Source organism: Phenylobacterium sp. (assembly GCF_965284355.1).
Classification (GTDB): domain Bacteria; phylum Pseudomonadota; class Alphaproteobacteria; order Caulobacterales; family Caulobacteraceae; genus Phenylobacterium.
This window is the reverse complement of sequence record NZ_OZ260078.1, coordinates 3,112,102-3,125,528: the sequence shown is the minus strand read 5'-3', so window position 1 is coordinate 3,125,528 and position 13,427 is coordinate 3,112,102. Positions and strand designations below refer to the sequence as shown.

The following is a 13,427-nucleotide window of genomic DNA, read 5'->3' as shown; positions in this document are numbered from 1 at the left end:
CGCGCCTCCGCCGGCATCATCGCCATCGAAGGCCTTGGACGGCGTGATCAGACCCCTTCAGCACCACCACATCCGCGAACGCCATCGTCGGCGCGATGTGTTCGTGCAGATTGACCAGGTTGAGGTGGGTCCACGCCGCCTCGAACATGGCGTCGCGGCGCTCGGCGTCCAGCCTGGCGAAGAAGCTGTCGGGATCGGCGGCGATGATCCCGTGCAACCGGGCCAGGTACCAGCTCTTAGCGTCGACGGGATCGGCGTCGACGTAGAGCGACAGCGCGAACCGGGCGCGAGCCTCGGCCGTCTGCAGCACGTTGATACCCTCCACGATCACCACGCCCGACGCTTCGACGGGCCGCGTCTCGCCGGGCAGGATGTCATAGGTCACGTGGCTGTAGACCGGGATCTCGGCCCGAAGGCCTGCCGCGAGGGCGTCCAGGAAGGCGTGCAGCGCCTCGCTGTCGTAGGTCTCGGGAAAGCCCTTCTTCATGCCGAGGCCCGCGGCCTCGAGGACGGCGTTGGGCTTGAGGAAACCGTCGGTGGCGACGATCTGGACCGACAGGTCCGCCGCCTCCAGCCCGTCGGCGAGGGTGCGCGCCAAGGTGCTCTTGCCTGCCGCCACGCCGCCCGCGATCCCCAGCAGGAACACGGGCTGACCCGCCGCCCGCTCGGCGATCCGCGCGACCAGCTCGGCGCGGAGGTCGGCCATCAGTCCTCCGCGATCCGGCTGTGGCGGCGGGTGTCTCGCATCAGGAGGTAGACCAGCAGCGAGCCGCCGATGATCGCTGTCACGTAGGTGAAGAAGTGGGTCTCGTTCCCGGCCTGCTTGAACGCCAGCGCCACGTACTCGGCCGTGCCGCCGAACGCCGCGTTGGCCAGCGAATAGGGCAGCGCCACGCCCAGGGCCCGCGTGGCGGTCGGGAACAGCTCGGCCTTCACCACCGCGTTCACCGACGAGTAGCAGGCCACGATCAGCAGCGAGCCGCAGACCAGCAGGAAGGCGGTCCCGACATCCCGTGTGGCGGCCAGCGTCGAGAGGATCGGCCAGGTCAGGCCCGCGCCCAGGACGCCGAACGTGAGCAGGATCGCGCGACGGCCGACCCGGTCGGACAGCGCCCCGATCAGCGGATTGATCACCATGAACACCGCCAGCCCGCCGGCCAGGATCAGGTTCGCCTGGTCCTTGGTGAAGCCCGAGGTGTTGACCAGGAACTTCTGGATGTAGGTCGTGTAGGTGTAATAGGCGAGCGTTCCGCCGGCGGTGAGGCCGATGACGGTCAGGCTTTCCTTCGGGTGGCTGGCGATCAGGCCCCAGGTCGTGGCCTTGGGTCCGGTGCGGGCGTGGAACGACGGCGTTTCGTCCATGCCGCGCCGCAGCCAGAAGACCGCGATCGCCAGGCCGCCGCCGATGAAGAACGCGATCCGCCAGCCCCAGGCCTGCATGTCTTCCGGGGAGAGCAGCGTGGTGAGCGCCAGCAGCACGCCCATGGCCATGAGCTGGCCCGCGATCAGGGTCGAGTAGAAGATCCCGGACCAGAAGCCGCGGTTCTTCCGGCTGGCCATCTCGGAGAGGTAGGTGGCGCTGGCCCCGTACTCGCCGCCCATGCTGACGCCCTGCAGGATCCGCGCGAACACCAGCACCGCGGGCGCGGCCACGCCGATCTGGGCCTCGCCGGGACAGATGGCGATCAACAGCGAGCCCACGCACATGAGGCTGACCGAGGCGACCATCGCGGCCTTGCGCCCCACCCGGTCGCCGTAGAGGCCCATGAGCCAGGCCCCCAATGGCCGGGCCAGGAAGCCCACCCCGAACACCGCGGCGGTGCTGAGCAGCTGGGTGGTGCGGTCGCCCGCCGGGAAGAAGACGCTGGAGAAGTAGAGGCCGAACGCGGCGTAGACGAACCAGTCGAAGCTCTCGACCAGGTTGCCCGCCGACCCGGCCAGGATCGAGCGCAGCCGGTTCGGCTCCGGCGCCGCCTGGGCGTCGGCGTTGTCAGCGACCTCTGCGGTCAAGGCGTGTCCCCCTCGTTGGGCCGGATACCACCCGGTTTTGCCGCCGCATTCAATCGCCAGGCCCTTGCGGGGATCGCTTCCCCGGGCCAGATCGGCCGTCGAAGGGGAGACATCGTATGCTCAAGCTCTACACCGCCAGGGCGACCATCGGCCTGGCCTGCGAGATCGCGCTGGAGGAAGCCGGCGCCGACTACGAGGCGGTGAGGCTCAACTTCGCCGAGAACGAGCAGCGCGGCGACGCCTACCTGGCCATCAATCCGAAGTCCCGGGTGCCGTCCCTGGAAACGGATCGGGGGATCATCACCGAGGTTCCGGCCATCCTGGGCTACATCGCGCGAACCCATCCGGCGGCCGGCCTGGCGCCCGGCGCCGACGACGCTTTTGCGCTGGCGCAGGCCGAGTCTTTCCTGAGCTACCTCTGCTCCTGGGTGCATCCGGCGGCGGCCCACCGCGTGCGCGGCAATCGCTGGGCCGACGACGAGGCGGCGATCGCCGAGATGCGGCGCAAGGCGCCCGAGGTGTTCGGCGCGGCGCTGCGGCTGATCGACACCACGCTGTTCAAGGGCCCCTGGGTGCTGGGCGAGGCGTACAGCGTCTGCGACCCCTATCTGTACGTGGTCGCCGGATGGATCTCCCGCGACGGGCTGGACTGGGCCGACTACCCCCGGCTGGCCGACCACACGGCACGAATGAACGCCCGGCCGGCGGTGCAGACGGTGCTCGCACGCGTCAGCGGTTGAATCGCCTTATGGTCGTCGCATTGGCGATGGTACGAAGAGACCCATGAGCCTGACCGCCCCGTCCTCCCTGCCCGCCAAGCCCTATCCGCCGCGTCACTATCCGACTCCGGCGGCCAAGTGCGCCGACCTGGTGGTGCACGTCATGGGCCTGACCCTGGCGCTGGTGGGCGGGATCGTACTGCTGACGCTGGCTGTGCTGAACGGGTCGATCAGCCAGGTGGTCGGGGTCTCGATCTACGCCGTCGGCGTACTGTGCATGCTGGCGTTCTCGACGGCCTATAACTTCGCCAGGCCCCAGTACCGGCCCATCCTGCGGCGACTGGACCATGCCGGCATCTTCCTGATGATCGCGGGATCCTACACACCCTTCACGATCAACCTGCCCGGCGCGTGGGGCTGGGGCATGACGGCGGCGGTCTGGGCGATCGCCAGCCTGGGCGCGCTGGGCAAGCTGTTCCTGGTCGGGATCGACCGGAAGTTCTGGGTGGCCGTCTACCTGGTGCTTGGCTGGCTGGTGGTCGTGGCGCTGAAGCCGATGATCGACACCCTGGCCTGGTACGCGATGGCGCTGCTGGTCACCGGCGGCGTGCTCTACTCCACCGGCGTGATCTTCTACGTGAACAAGCGGCTGAAGTTCTCCCGCGCGATCTGGCATGGCCACGTGGTGGCCGCCGCCGCCGCCCACTGGACCGCCATCCTGCTGGGCGTGGTCCTGGCCACGCAGCACTAAGTGCGCCGGCTCTTCGCGGCGCTCGCGCTCGCGCTGATCGGCGGCGCAGCGCAGGCCCAGGCGGTCCCGCAATGGGGCTATGCGCGCAGCGGGACCTGCGACGGCTATCCGCGCGCGGCGATCGAGACCGCGCCCGGCCTCTGCGTCGGCCTGGCGCTGGCGCCGCCGTCCACGGGCCTGCCGCTCTCGAAGCGCACGATCCGGATGCCGCGCGGCCTGCTGGTCCTACCCGACGGCGATCTCCTCGTGTCCGACCTGGGCGCCTGGACGACGGGCCGGGGCGCGGTGTGGCGAGTGACGCCGAGGCCCGGCGGCCCGCCGATCATCAGGCCAGTTCTGCGCAAGCTGGACATGCCGCACACCCTGGCGGTCGGACCGGACGGCGGGGTCTATGTGGGCGAGATGAGCCGGATCAGCCGGTTCGATCCCGACGCCGCCGACCCGCAGGCCACGCTGACGCCCGTGATCACCGGCTTGCCCGACAACCGCCTGCACGAGAACCGGCATCCGCTGTCGGCTTTCATCTGGGCCGCCGACGGCGCGTTCCTGGTCAACGTGGGGGCGCCGTCGGACCAGTGTCCGCCCACCAAACCTGGCGGGGAGCCCTGTCTGGAGGCCGTACGGCAGGCAGCGATCTGGCGGTTCGCGCCGACCGGGCCAGGCAAGTGGGCCGACCAGCCCACCGTCCATGCGCGCGGTCTGCGCAACTCGCTGGCCCTGGTGCGGACGCGGGCGGGCACGATCCTGCAGGCCGAGAACAGCATCGACGTGCCCCAGGCCAACTGGCCGCCCGAGGAGCTGAACGTCATCGAATACGGCGCCCACTACGGCTGGCCCTACTGCGTGGCGATGAACGAGACCGCGCCCGCCTGGAAGGCGCAGAAGGTGACCTGCGCGCCTTACCGCAAGCCCGCCATGAACCTGCCGCCGCACGCCGCCCCACTGGACCTGCTGGAGTACCGGGGCGCCATGTTCCCGGAGCTGTCGGGCCGGCTGCTGGTCACGCTGCATGGCTACCGCCCGACCGGCTCGCGGATCCTGGCGATCGAACTCGACGACAAGGGCCTGCCCAAGGCCGGCCAGAAGCCCCGCGACCTGACCCCCGGCTGGGGCGCTGTGAAGGGCAAGCGGCCAGCGGGCGCGCCGGTCGGGATGGCCGTCGGCGCCGACGGCGCGATCTGGGTCGCCGACGACCGCAACGGCGCGATCCTGCGGCTGGCGAAGGACCGGCGGTAGCTACTCCGCCGCCATCGGGAAGATGATCGTCTCGCCCGGACACGGGATGGCCTGATCCGGCGTCGGGCGGGGCCGGAGCATCAGGCCGTTCATCGCCAGGGTCTCGGCGACCATGCAGGCGGCGGCGCCCATGGCGAACGGCGCCTGGACGTCCAGCAGCCCCCGCAGCCGCTCGTCCACCGAGCGGAAGTCGCCGGCCTGGGCGCAGCCGAAGACGTCGAGGATCAGGGCCTCGTCGTCGGTGAGCCTGGGGTCGGCGGGGATCGACAGGCGCACGCGCCGGCGCCCCTTCGCCGCCATCTGCTGCACGAAGGCCTCCAGCATCCGGTAGGCCGCCTCGCCCGCGCAGCCGCAGGCCGCCTCGAAGTGGGCCTGCAGGCCGTGGCAGGGCGTGGTCAGCGCCAGCAGGCGGACGGTGCGCACCAGGAGCCGCTCGCCGTGGAACAGGGCGTCGCCGAGTTGGGGTTCGTGGGAATGGAGGTGAGGCATGGCTCGACCCTATTGCTGTTGCGAGTCATTCGCAACTAGGCAATGTGATCACGGCCGCGTGAACAATGCCGTTGCGCCCGCGGCGGGATTGGCGTCATCCTCGCAGCACCACGAACCGCCCCCACAGGAGCGCGCGATGCAGACGTTCATGTCCCCCAGAGGAGCCCTTCCCTGTCACCAGGACATGACAACGCATGCTTTCACGCATCTCCGAGGCGCCGGCGCAATCCGACCGTAGCGCCCCGTCCCGCCTTCCGCCGGGCCACCGGCGGCTCCGCAAATTCATCAGCTACTACCGCCCGCACCTGCCGATGCTGGCGGCCGATGTCGCCTGCGCCATGGCGATCGCCGCCACGGCGCTGGCCCTGCCCGTCTGCGCCAGCTGGATCACCCGCCGCCTGACCGAGGGCGGGCCCGAGGCGATGACGGCCATCCTCGCCATGGGCGGCGTCATGCTGGCCCTCGTGGCCGCCCAGGCCCTGGGCACGCTCTTCGTGGACTACCAGGGCCACATGATGGGCGCGAAGATCGAGAGCCGCATGCGCCAGGAGCTGTTCGAGCACCTGCAGACGCTCTCGTTCAGCTTCTACGACCGCGAGCGGACCGGCCAGCTGATGAGCCGGATCACCCACGATCTCTTCTACATCGGCGAGCTCTGCCACCACGGACCTGAGGACCTGGCCATCGCCACGCTGAAATTCGTGGGCGCGGCGGTGATCCTGGCGTGGATCGAGCCTTCGCTGACCTTCGCGATCCTGGCCGCCTTCCCCGTCGCGGCGGCCTACGCCTTTCACTTCAACCAGCGCATGAACGCCACCCTGGCCGACGGCCGCGAGCAGATCGGCGCCATCAACGCCCGCGTCGAAGACGCCCTGGCCGGCATTCGCGTGGTGAAGGCGTTTGGCGGCGAAGCGGCGGAGGCCCGGCGGTTCGCCGCCGAGAACGAGCGGCTTCTCGACATCCGCCGCGAGGGCTACCGCGCCGAGGCCTGGTTCGACGTGGGCATGACCACCTTCGCGCAGGCCGTGACCCTGGCGGTGATCGTCGTGGGCGCCGTTCGCGTGGCGCAGGGGGCGATGGGGGTGGCCGACCTCCTGACCTTCCTGCTCTGCGTGGCCGTGCTGATCGATCCGATCCGACGAGCGGTGAACTTCGTGCGGCTCTGGCAGCTGGGCTACACCGGCTTCGTCCGCGTGGCCGAGGTGCTGGACACCGCGCCCGACGTCGAGGACGCGCCTCACGCCCGCCCGCTGGGCCGGGTGAAGGGCGACCTCAGCCTGAAGGACGTCACCTTCGCCTACCGGCCCGGCGGCCCGCCCGTGTTGGACGGCGTCTCGCTGGAGGTGAAGGCGGGCGAGTTCGTGGCCCTGGTGGGCGCCTCGGGGGTGGGCAAGAGCACGCTGTGCGCGCTGATCCCACGCTTCTACGAGGCCACGTCGGGGTCGATCCGGGTGGACGGGCACGACGTGCGCGACGTCACGCTGGCCTCGCTCCGGCGCAACATCGGGGTGGTGCAGCAGGACGTCTACCTGTTCGCGGGCAGCGTGCTGGAGAACCTGCGCTACGGCCGTCCCGACGCCACCGTGGCCGAGGTGGAGGACGCGGCCCGCCGGGCCTGCGCGCACGACTTCATCATGGGCCTGCCGCAAGGCTACGACACCGACATCGGTGAGCGCGGCGTGCGGCTGTCGGGCGGCCAGAAACAGCGGCTGACCATCGCGCGGGCCTTCCTGAAGGACCCGCCGATCCTGATCTTCGACGAGGCCACCAGCGCCCTCGACAACGAGAGCGAGCGCGCCGTCCAGCAGGCCTTGGGAGAGCTGGCGCGGTCCCGCACCACCCTGGTCATCGCCCACCGCCTGTCGACGGTGCGGGGCGCCGACCGGATCGTGGTGCTGACGGAAGCCGGCGTCGCCGAACAGGGCCGCCACGACGACCTGATGGCGGCGAAGGGAGCCTACGCGAGGCTCTACGCGACGCAGGCGAGGTTCTAGCCGCCGACGGTCTCCGTCCTCACCCGTAGGGGGAGGGGGACCATGCGCAGCATGGTGGAGGGGGAACGCCTCAAGCTCGGAGCTCCGGGGATCGCTCCCCCTCCACCACCCTTCGGGCGGTCCCCCTCCCCCTACGGGTGAGGAGGGTGGAAAGGCCGCTAGTACACCCGCTCCATGAACACATCGGCGCGGGCGTAGGGGGTGTCGGTGGGGGCGAGGTCTTTGAAGCCCATGGCGCGGTAGAGGCCCAGGGCCGGGCCCAGCGTCGAGTTGGTCTCGAGGTACAGCCGCGTGGCGCCCAGCTCGGCGCCGGCGTCGATGCAGCGCTGCATCAGGAGGCGCCCCAGGCCCGAGCCGCGCAGGGTCTCGGACACCGTCATCTTGGCCACCTCGTAGCCGCCGTCGTCCATCTTCATCAGGGCCACGCAGCCCACCGGCTCGCCGTCGTGCAGGGCCATGAACACCGCCCCGCCCTTGGCGATGATCTTGCCCTGCGGGTCGCCCAGCACTTCGCGGTCCTTGGGCTCCAGCGCGAAGTATTTCGAGATCCACGCCTCGTTCAGCGTGCGGAACGCCTCGGCGTGCGCCGGCTCGAAATCCACGATCTGCATGGCGACCTCCCCTTCCCGCCGGCCCAGACTGCCGCCAATGTCGAGCTAATGGCGAATGCGATTTTCACAAGTCTCCCGACCACCGTCTTCGAGGAGATGTCGGGCCTGGCCCGCACTCTGGGCGCGATCAACCTGGGCCAGGGTTTCCCGGACGACCCTGGCCCCGAGCCGCTGCGGGCCAAGGCCGCCGACCTGGTCCTGAACGGCTACAACCAGTACCCGCCGATGGCCGGCCTACCCGAGCTGCGCCAGGCGGTGGCCGATCACTACAACAGCACCCAGGGGCTCGACTTCGAGTCCGGCGAGATCACCGTCACCTCCGGCGCCACCGAAGCCCTGGCCGCTTGTTTCCTGGGCCTGATCGAGCCGGGCGACGAGGTGGTCGTCTTCCAGCCGTTCTACGACGCCTACCTGCCGATGATCCGCCGCGCGGGGGGCGTGCCCAAGCTGGTCAGCCTGAAGCCGCCGCACTGGCGCTTCGACCGCGCGATGCTGGAGGCGGCGTTCACGCCCCGCACCAAACTGGTGGTGCTGAACAACCCGGTGAATCCCACCGGCGTGGTCCTGCCCGACGAGGACTTGGCCCTGCTGGCCGAATTCTGCGTGGCCCACGACGTCACCGCCGTCTGCGACGAGGTCTGGGAGCAGGTGGTGTTCGAGGGCGCCCGCCACCGGCCGCTGATCGCCTATCCCGGCATGCGCGAGCGCACGGTGAAGATCGGCTCGGCCGGCAAGATGTTCGGCCTCACCGGCTGGAAGGTGGGCTTCCTCTGCGCCGCGCCCGGCCTCACCCACGCGCTCAGCCGCACCCACCAGTTCCTGACCTTCACCACCGCCCCAAATCTTCAAGCCGCGGTCGCCTGGGGGCTGCAGAACCTGGACGACTGGTTCCGCGACATGCCGCGGACCCTGGAACGCGCCCGCGACCGCCTCACCGAGGGCCTCCGCCGCGAAGGCTTCGCCGTCCTGCCCAGCGCCGGCACCTACTTCCTCAACATCGACCTGCCGGGCTCGGGGATCCCCGAACCCGACCGCGACTTCTGCCTGCGCGCAGTGAAGGACGCCGGCGTGGCGGCGATCCCGGTCTCGGCCTTCTACGAGGCGGACAAGGTCACCAGCATCGCGCGGCTGTGCTTCTCGAAGGGGGATGCGACGCTGGATGAGGGGGTGGTGAGGTTGGCGAAGGCGCGGGAAGGGAGCCGGGCCGAGGATCGATGACGACCACGCATGGGACGGCGATGCGCCACTTCCGGACCTTTGATCAGCGCCCGGAACAGGACATTCGTCCCTCGGCCAGCGCCGTAATCACCAACTTGTTCCTGGAGTTTGACCAAGACCACGCAGGAAAATCAACGGCTTAGACGAAGATTTCGCCCCCCGTGTAGCGCCGCTGTCTAGCAGTGCCATCCTTGGCGAGGAACCCCTATCCGATAAGGTCTTCCTCCAGCAGCGCCTTGTTCGCCTCGAGGATACGGATGATCCGATCAACCTCCGCCGGGCTCCTCAACACGGCGCTGATAGTGAGTTGATCCCCCTCCACCGTCACCTTGTACCGCTGCGCGAAGGGCCTCTCTGCGTCCACGGGAAGCGCAACAGGCGCGGGAGCGGCCGCCGCGACAACAAGCTGGCGACTTTCGGGGGGAGAAGTGCTAATCTCCTCCTCTGAAGACGCCACGTGCGGAACCGCGCTATCACCAGCGCCATCATCCTCCGCCAGATTTGCGAAGGACACGGTCTCATCGAACACCCGGAGGAACGAGCGCGCAGCATCGCTAGTGAAGCCCCGATCAAGGTGAAGCTCGCTTATGCAATGGCTGTCGCTGGGCCGGTCAGGAACCCACCTCGACAGATACTCCGCGATAAGGCGGGGTCGCCGGGCCGCCTCCTTCAGCGCCTGCTCTTTAGCACCAGGGCGGGTATCCAGCAGGATGCGGCGCGCAAGGTCCGTCAGCATGACCTTGCGATCATCCCCGCTACCCATGTCCTCCAGAAGCCCGAACTGCTTCAGGGCGGCGACCGTCTGGAGAAGACCGCTACTCTTGGCCCCGTAGTTCCAGGTGGTCCCGACAGACGACAGCCGCGCCGCCTCACGGCGATGAGCGGTGTTGATCGCCTCCGCCCGAGACACGGCCTTGGGGAGAGAGATGAAGGGAAAGTTTGGGCTCCTATCTTTTTTCTCTCTTATATCAATGACTTGATCGTCGGACATGGCAACCTCTCTGCGACCCACCGAGATCATAGCTCTGGTTCCCCAAAATGCAAGATACGCTATCTAAATCGGATTGCGCTATCTTCCTATCTCTTTTCTGTTGACGTGACGGTGGCGGCTCCTTTATAGTTGTGGTCGAATGGAGCGGCGGATGAACAAGAGCGCCTTGAAGTCCGCCGGGATGGCGTCGAAGTACCCGGACGCCGACGTGCTCATGCCGAAGCCGGATGGGTCTCTGGACTTGGGCGAGATCAGCCAAGAGGCCGGCGCCGCCGCCAATGTCGCCGCTGGACCTATCCGCCTTCCCTACGGCATCCCCGAGCACTGGGGCTTCGGCCTCCAGCACGTTCAGGCCAAGCCAGATCGGGTCCGCGCTATCCAGAAGTTGGGCTTCCCGAACGTCCAAGTCTTCATCTGCGACGTGGCGTCGAACTGGACCCACATCGTGGAGGGGAAGGACGGCAAACCCCTGCTGGTCTGGCAGAAGGGTGGCTACGATCTCACCATCGTCGTCACGTGGAAGGAGACCTATTGGTCGGTCACCACAGCGCTGCCCTACCGCGTGGCGCAGGGAACCTTGCTCTACAAGAAGGGAGAGAAGTAGGCGGCCTGATGGGTGCGAACCCCCATCCTGTGCTAGCCGAACACACCCGCTTTGAGACGTCCCCTGTCTGCGTTTTACCGCCGACTGACAGGTGTCCTAACGCGCGCGGAGCCCGCCGGTAGAGCCCTCAACATAGGGCGTGAGGGGTTAAAACTCAACTGATAATGCCCTGGCCGGTTCCTACCTCGGAGGGCGACCAGCAGCCATTCCTGACAATCAGTCTTAGACCCAAACCGCCTCCGACCGGGCACCGAGCTGATGCGGCGTCAGTATCGAGCCCGCTTGGCGGATCGTGTCATCAAGGCGCTGCGCTAAGATGGACCTGAGCAGCTTCGATGGATGGCCATCTATCGCCAGATCTGGACCAAGCCGGCCGTCGCCGTCACCGGCTGAACCGACGTCCCCCAGGTTCGGACAATGGCGGCCGCCATATAAGCCGCGTCCAATTCGACGGACGTTGTCCACAGGTTCTCCACATCAGCGCAAACAGGTCCACCGTTCCGGGGCGCGTTGAAAAAGAATCCCCGTTGCCCCCCCCGAGGCCCCCAGTAGGTGGAAAGACGCATATGATTTTGGGACACCCCGAATGGCGCGTCTTCCCGCTGGGTATCAAAACGCCTCTGAACATAAGGACCATCCGGGCGACACTTCGCCCATGATGGTCCCGATCGTCACTTCCGGGTCGAAGTTTGCGACGCTCGGTCCCGGGGCGGTCTTTGCATCTGCCACGTTCGCGATCCCTCAGATCGCAAGCCGCACCGACAATCCGAACCTGCTGATCGTGGCCATCATTGCCGAAGTGCTCGTGGTCGCCCTCGCCGTCGCGTTCGTCGCCATCGCTTCAAGGCCTCAGTAGTCGAAGGCCAGCCATTGGCACGGGGTCGAACCTTTCACTTCCGACGCTCACCCGCTCCGCCATCGCGCTGGCGTCACCCCAAACGCCTTCTGGAACGCCGCGATGAAGGCGCTGGCGCTCTGATACCCCGCGTCCAGAGCGGCCTCCGTCACCGGCGCGCCGTTGCTCAGGCTCACCACCGCCTGCTGCATCCGCGCCCGCCCCCGCCAGGCTTCCAGCGACAGGGACGTCTGCGCCAGAAACAGGCGCTGGAGGGTGCGCAGGCTGGCGCCGGCGGCTTTCGCGAGGGCGGCCAGGGCGGCTTCGGCGCCGGGGTCGGCCAGGATGCGGTCGGCGAAGGCGCGGGCGCGCGGGTCGGTGGGGAGCGGGAGCTGGAAGGGGACGGTCTGGGCGTCGGCCAGGAGGTCGAGCAGCAGGCCCTCGATGCGGGCGTGGCCCAGGTCGTCCACGTCCAGCATGCCCAGTTGCACGACGTGGAGGATCAGCTCCTTGAGCAGCGGCGCCACCCAGATCGCCCGGGTGGGCGGGGCCAGCCAGGCGGCGTCGGGGGGTGGCGCATGAGCGCCGATCAGATTGTCCACGTACCACACGAACACGCTCAAGACATTCCAGGCCCTGGCGAGACGCGGGTCTCCGTTCGTGTGGTTCGTGTGGTTCGTGGACAAATGAGACAGCGCCTGCGGCGCATGCGGCGTCGGCCAGGCTGGCGCCCTGCTTTTCCCACGCCGTGGGAGAGGGGGACCGCCCGCCGAAGCGCGGGGGGTGGAGAGGGCGAGCCCCATCCACGACGGCGCCGGCTGATCTGCTGAGCCCTCAGGCGGAAGGACAATCCGCCCTGCCGGCCGTTTGCCCTTCCCACCGCCCGCTCTTCGGCCTGCGGCCTCGGCAGGCGGTCCCCCCTTCCCACGGCGTGGGAAGGGCAAGGTCAGGGGGCGGGGTCGCGGCGCTCCGATCCACTCGAGCTGGGGGCCTGGAGCTTGAGCGCCGTCAGCCGCGCCAGGTCATCGGCCGTCGCCGGGCGAAATTCGATCAGCAGGTCGAGCCGCCGTCGACCACCAGGGTCTGGCCGGTGGTCCAGGCGCCGGCGCGCGAGGCGAGGTAGACGGCCGCGCCCGCCAGGTCGTCAGGCTCGCCCAGGCGGCGAAGCGGCGTGCCCGAGCTGGCGCGTTCCTCGCCGGCCGGAGTGTCCCACAGCGCCTTGGCGAAATCGGTCTTCACCAGGCCCGGCGCCACGCAGTTCACGCGGATGTTGTGGGGGCCCAGCTCCTTGGCGAGGTTGCGGGCCAGCTGCATGTCGGCGGCCTTGGAGATGCAGTAGGCGCCGATCACTTCCGAGCCGCGCAGGCCGCCGATCGACGAGACGATGATGATGGAGCCGTCCTTGCGTTCCTTCATCTCGGGGACGACTATTTTGATCATCCAGTTGTTGGCGATGATGTTGTTGTCGAGGATCTTGCGGAACGCGTCGTCGCTGATGTCGAGCTGGCTGCCGTAGAAGGGGTTCGAGGCGGCGTTGCAGACCAGAATGTCGATCTTGCCGAACGCCTTGCGGGTCTCGTCCATCAGGCGCTGAAGGTCTTCTTGGCTCGAGATGTTGGCCGGGACGGCGATGGCCTTGCCGCCGCCGGCGGCGTTGATGCCCGCGGCGACCTCTTCGCAGGGGCCGGCCTTGCGCGAGCTGATCACCACGTTGGCGCCCTGCTGGGCCATGCGCTCGGCGATGGCGCGGCCGATGCCGCGCGACGAGCCGGTGATCACCGCCACCTTGCCCGTGAGGTCGAAGAGGCCCAGGGCGCTGACCTTGGGGGCTTCCAGAACTTGGCTCATCGGGCGCTCCTTCCGGCCAGGACGACCTGGCCAAACGTTTGTTTGAGTTTGCGCCATTTGCGATGCGGCCTGCCCCGAGGTCAAGCCGGGCCGGTCGTCGGCCGCACGGGGCGTCACGCTT

At 68.5% G+C, this 13,427-nt stretch carries 14 protein-coding genes; 7 read left to right on the top strand and 7 right to left on the bottom strand.

Annotated elements, in window-relative coordinates:
* Positions 1-16: 16 nt before the first annotated feature.
* On the bottom strand, positions 17-706 hold the full coding sequence (locus tag ACQ66R_RS15325) for a type I pantothenate kinase (protein ID WP_430423399.1): 690 nt from the start codon (positions 704-706) through the stop codon (positions 17-19).
* Positions 706-2,010, bottom strand: a complete 1,305-nt coding sequence (locus ACQ66R_RS15320; RefSeq protein WP_430423397.1) for an MFS transporter — start codon at positions 2,008-2,010, stop codon at positions 706-708. The genes ACQ66R_RS15325 and ACQ66R_RS15320 overlap by 1 nt, the downstream gene beginning before the upstream one ends.
* Before the next feature lie 116 nt (positions 2,011-2,126).
* On the opposite strand from ACQ66R_RS15320, the gene ACQ66R_RS15315 reads away from it, so the two are divergent.
* Genes ACQ66R_RS15315 through ACQ66R_RS15305 form a run of 3 tightly spaced genes read left to right on the top strand, consistent with a single transcriptional unit; the run spans position 2,127 to position 4,716 of the window.
* Positions 2,127-2,750: a glutathione S-transferase family protein gene (locus tag ACQ66R_RS15315; protein ID WP_430423395.1), complete on the top strand. Its 624-nt coding sequence runs from the start codon at positions 2,127-2,129 to the stop codon at positions 2,748-2,750.
* Positions 2,751-2,793: 43 nt separating this feature from the next.
* Positions 2,794-3,480: a PAQR family membrane homeostasis protein TrhA gene (trhA, locus tag ACQ66R_RS15310; protein WP_430423393.1), complete on the top strand. Its 687-nt coding sequence runs from the start codon at positions 2,794-2,796 to the stop codon at positions 3,478-3,480.
* Entirely contained in the window at positions 3,481-4,716 is a 1,236-nt protein-coding gene (locus ACQ66R_RS15305; RefSeq protein WP_430423391.1) for a PQQ-dependent sugar dehydrogenase, read from the top strand.
* Here the strand turns inward: ACQ66R_RS15305 and ACQ66R_RS15300 are convergent, their stop codons facing one another.
* Positions 4,717-5,205: a hypothetical protein gene (locus ACQ66R_RS15300; RefSeq protein ID WP_430423389.1), complete on the bottom strand. Its 489-nt coding sequence runs from the start codon at positions 5,203-5,205 to the stop codon at positions 4,717-4,719.
* Between the two features lie 194 nt (positions 5,206-5,399).
* Between ACQ66R_RS15300 and ACQ66R_RS15295 the strand changes: the two genes are divergently transcribed.
* Positions 5,400-7,199: an ABC transporter ATP-binding protein gene (locus tag ACQ66R_RS15295; protein WP_430423387.1), complete on the top strand. Its 1,800-nt coding sequence runs from the start codon at positions 5,400-5,402 to the stop codon at positions 7,197-7,199.
* 158 nt (positions 7,200-7,357) lie between these two features.
* Here ACQ66R_RS15295 and ACQ66R_RS15290 read toward each other — a convergent pair whose 3' ends face one another.
* Complete coding sequence (locus ACQ66R_RS15290) at positions 7,358-7,810, bottom strand: GNAT family N-acetyltransferase (RefSeq protein ID WP_430423386.1); 453 nt, start codon at positions 7,808-7,810, stop codon at positions 7,358-7,360.
* 48 nt (positions 7,811-7,858) lie between these two features.
* Here ACQ66R_RS15290 and ACQ66R_RS15285 point away from each other — a divergent pair, with 48 nt between their 5' ends.
* Entirely contained in the window at positions 7,859-9,028 is a 1,170-nt protein-coding gene (locus tag ACQ66R_RS15285) for an aminotransferase (RefSeq protein ID WP_430426319.1), read from the top strand.
* Between the two features lie 205 nt (positions 9,029-9,233).
* Here the strand turns inward: ACQ66R_RS15285 and ACQ66R_RS15280 are convergent, their stop codons facing one another.
* Positions 9,234-10,019, bottom strand: a complete 786-nt coding sequence (locus ACQ66R_RS15280; protein WP_430423384.1) for a hypothetical protein — start codon at positions 10,017-10,019, stop codon at positions 9,234-9,236.
* A 151-nt stretch (positions 10,020-10,170) separates the two neighbouring features.
* On the opposite strand from ACQ66R_RS15280, the gene ACQ66R_RS15275 reads away from it, so the two are divergent.
* Together ACQ66R_RS15275 and ACQ66R_RS15270 are read left to right on the top strand one after the other, a co-directional pair.
* Complete coding sequence (locus ACQ66R_RS15275; RefSeq protein ID WP_430423382.1) at positions 10,171-10,623, top strand: hypothetical protein; 453 nt, start codon at positions 10,171-10,173, stop codon at positions 10,621-10,623.
* A 586-nt stretch (positions 10,624-11,209) separates the two neighbouring features.
* The gene (locus ACQ66R_RS15270) at positions 11,210-11,479 is read left to right on the top strand and encodes a hypothetical protein (RefSeq protein WP_430423381.1); all 270 of its coding nucleotides are present in this window, start codon (positions 11,210-11,212) and stop codon (positions 11,477-11,479) included.
* Positions 11,480-11,526: 47 nt separating this feature from the next.
* Here ACQ66R_RS15270 and ACQ66R_RS15265 read toward each other — a convergent pair whose 3' ends face one another.
* Positions 11,527-12,075 carry a helix-turn-helix transcriptional regulator gene (locus ACQ66R_RS15265; protein WP_430426317.1) on the bottom strand — a complete coding sequence of 183 codons (549 nt, stop codon included), beginning with the start codon at positions 12,073-12,075 and terminating at the stop codon, positions 11,527-11,529.
* Between the two features lie 433 nt (positions 12,076-12,508).
* Positions 12,509-13,270 (bottom strand): SDR family oxidoreductase, encoded by a 762-nt coding sequence (locus tag ACQ66R_RS15260; RefSeq protein ID WP_430426315.1) that lies wholly within the window; start codon positions 13,268-13,270, stop codon positions 12,509-12,511.
* Positions 13,271-13,427: the final 157 nt, after the last annotated feature.

Excerpts from the sequence above, each read along its gene's own strand:
- ACQ66R_RS15280 (WP_430423384.1), bottom strand. The coding sequence starts at position 10,019 with ATGTCCGACGATCAAGTCATTGATATAAGAGAGAAAAAAGATAGGAGC.
- ACQ66R_RS15295 (WP_430423387.1), top strand. The coding sequence starts at position 5,400 with ATGCTTTCACGCATCTCCGAGGCGCCGGCGCAATCCGACCGTAGCGCC.
- trhA (WP_430423393.1), top strand. The coding sequence starts at position 2,794 with ATGAGCCTGACCGCCCCGTCCTCCCTGCCCGCCAAGCCCTATCCGCCG.
- ACQ66R_RS15300 (WP_430423389.1), bottom strand. The coding sequence starts at position 5,205 with ATGCCTCACCTCCATTCCCACGAACCCCAACTCGGCGACGCCCTGTTC.
- ACQ66R_RS15290 (WP_430423386.1), bottom strand. The coding sequence starts at position 7,810 with ATGCAGATCGTGGATTTCGAGCCGGCGCACGCCGAGGCGTTCCGCACG.
- ACQ66R_RS15285 (WP_430426319.1), top strand. The coding sequence starts at position 7,859 with ATGGCGAATGCGATTTTCACAAGTCTCCCGACCACCGTCTTCGAGGAG.
- ACQ66R_RS15270 (WP_430423381.1), top strand. The coding sequence starts at position 11,210 with ATGGCGCGTCTTCCCGCTGGGTATCAAAACGCCTCTGAACATAAGGAC.
- ACQ66R_RS15275 (WP_430423382.1), top strand. The coding sequence starts at position 10,171 with ATGAACAAGAGCGCCTTGAAGTCCGCCGGGATGGCGTCGAAGTACCCG.
- ACQ66R_RS15315 (WP_430423395.1), top strand. The coding sequence starts at position 2,127 with ATGCTCAAGCTCTACACCGCCAGGGCGACCATCGGCCTGGCCTGCGAG.
- ACQ66R_RS15325 (WP_430423399.1), bottom strand. The coding sequence starts at position 706 with ATGGCCGACCTCCGCGCCGAGCTGGTCGCGCGGATCGCCGAGCGGGCG.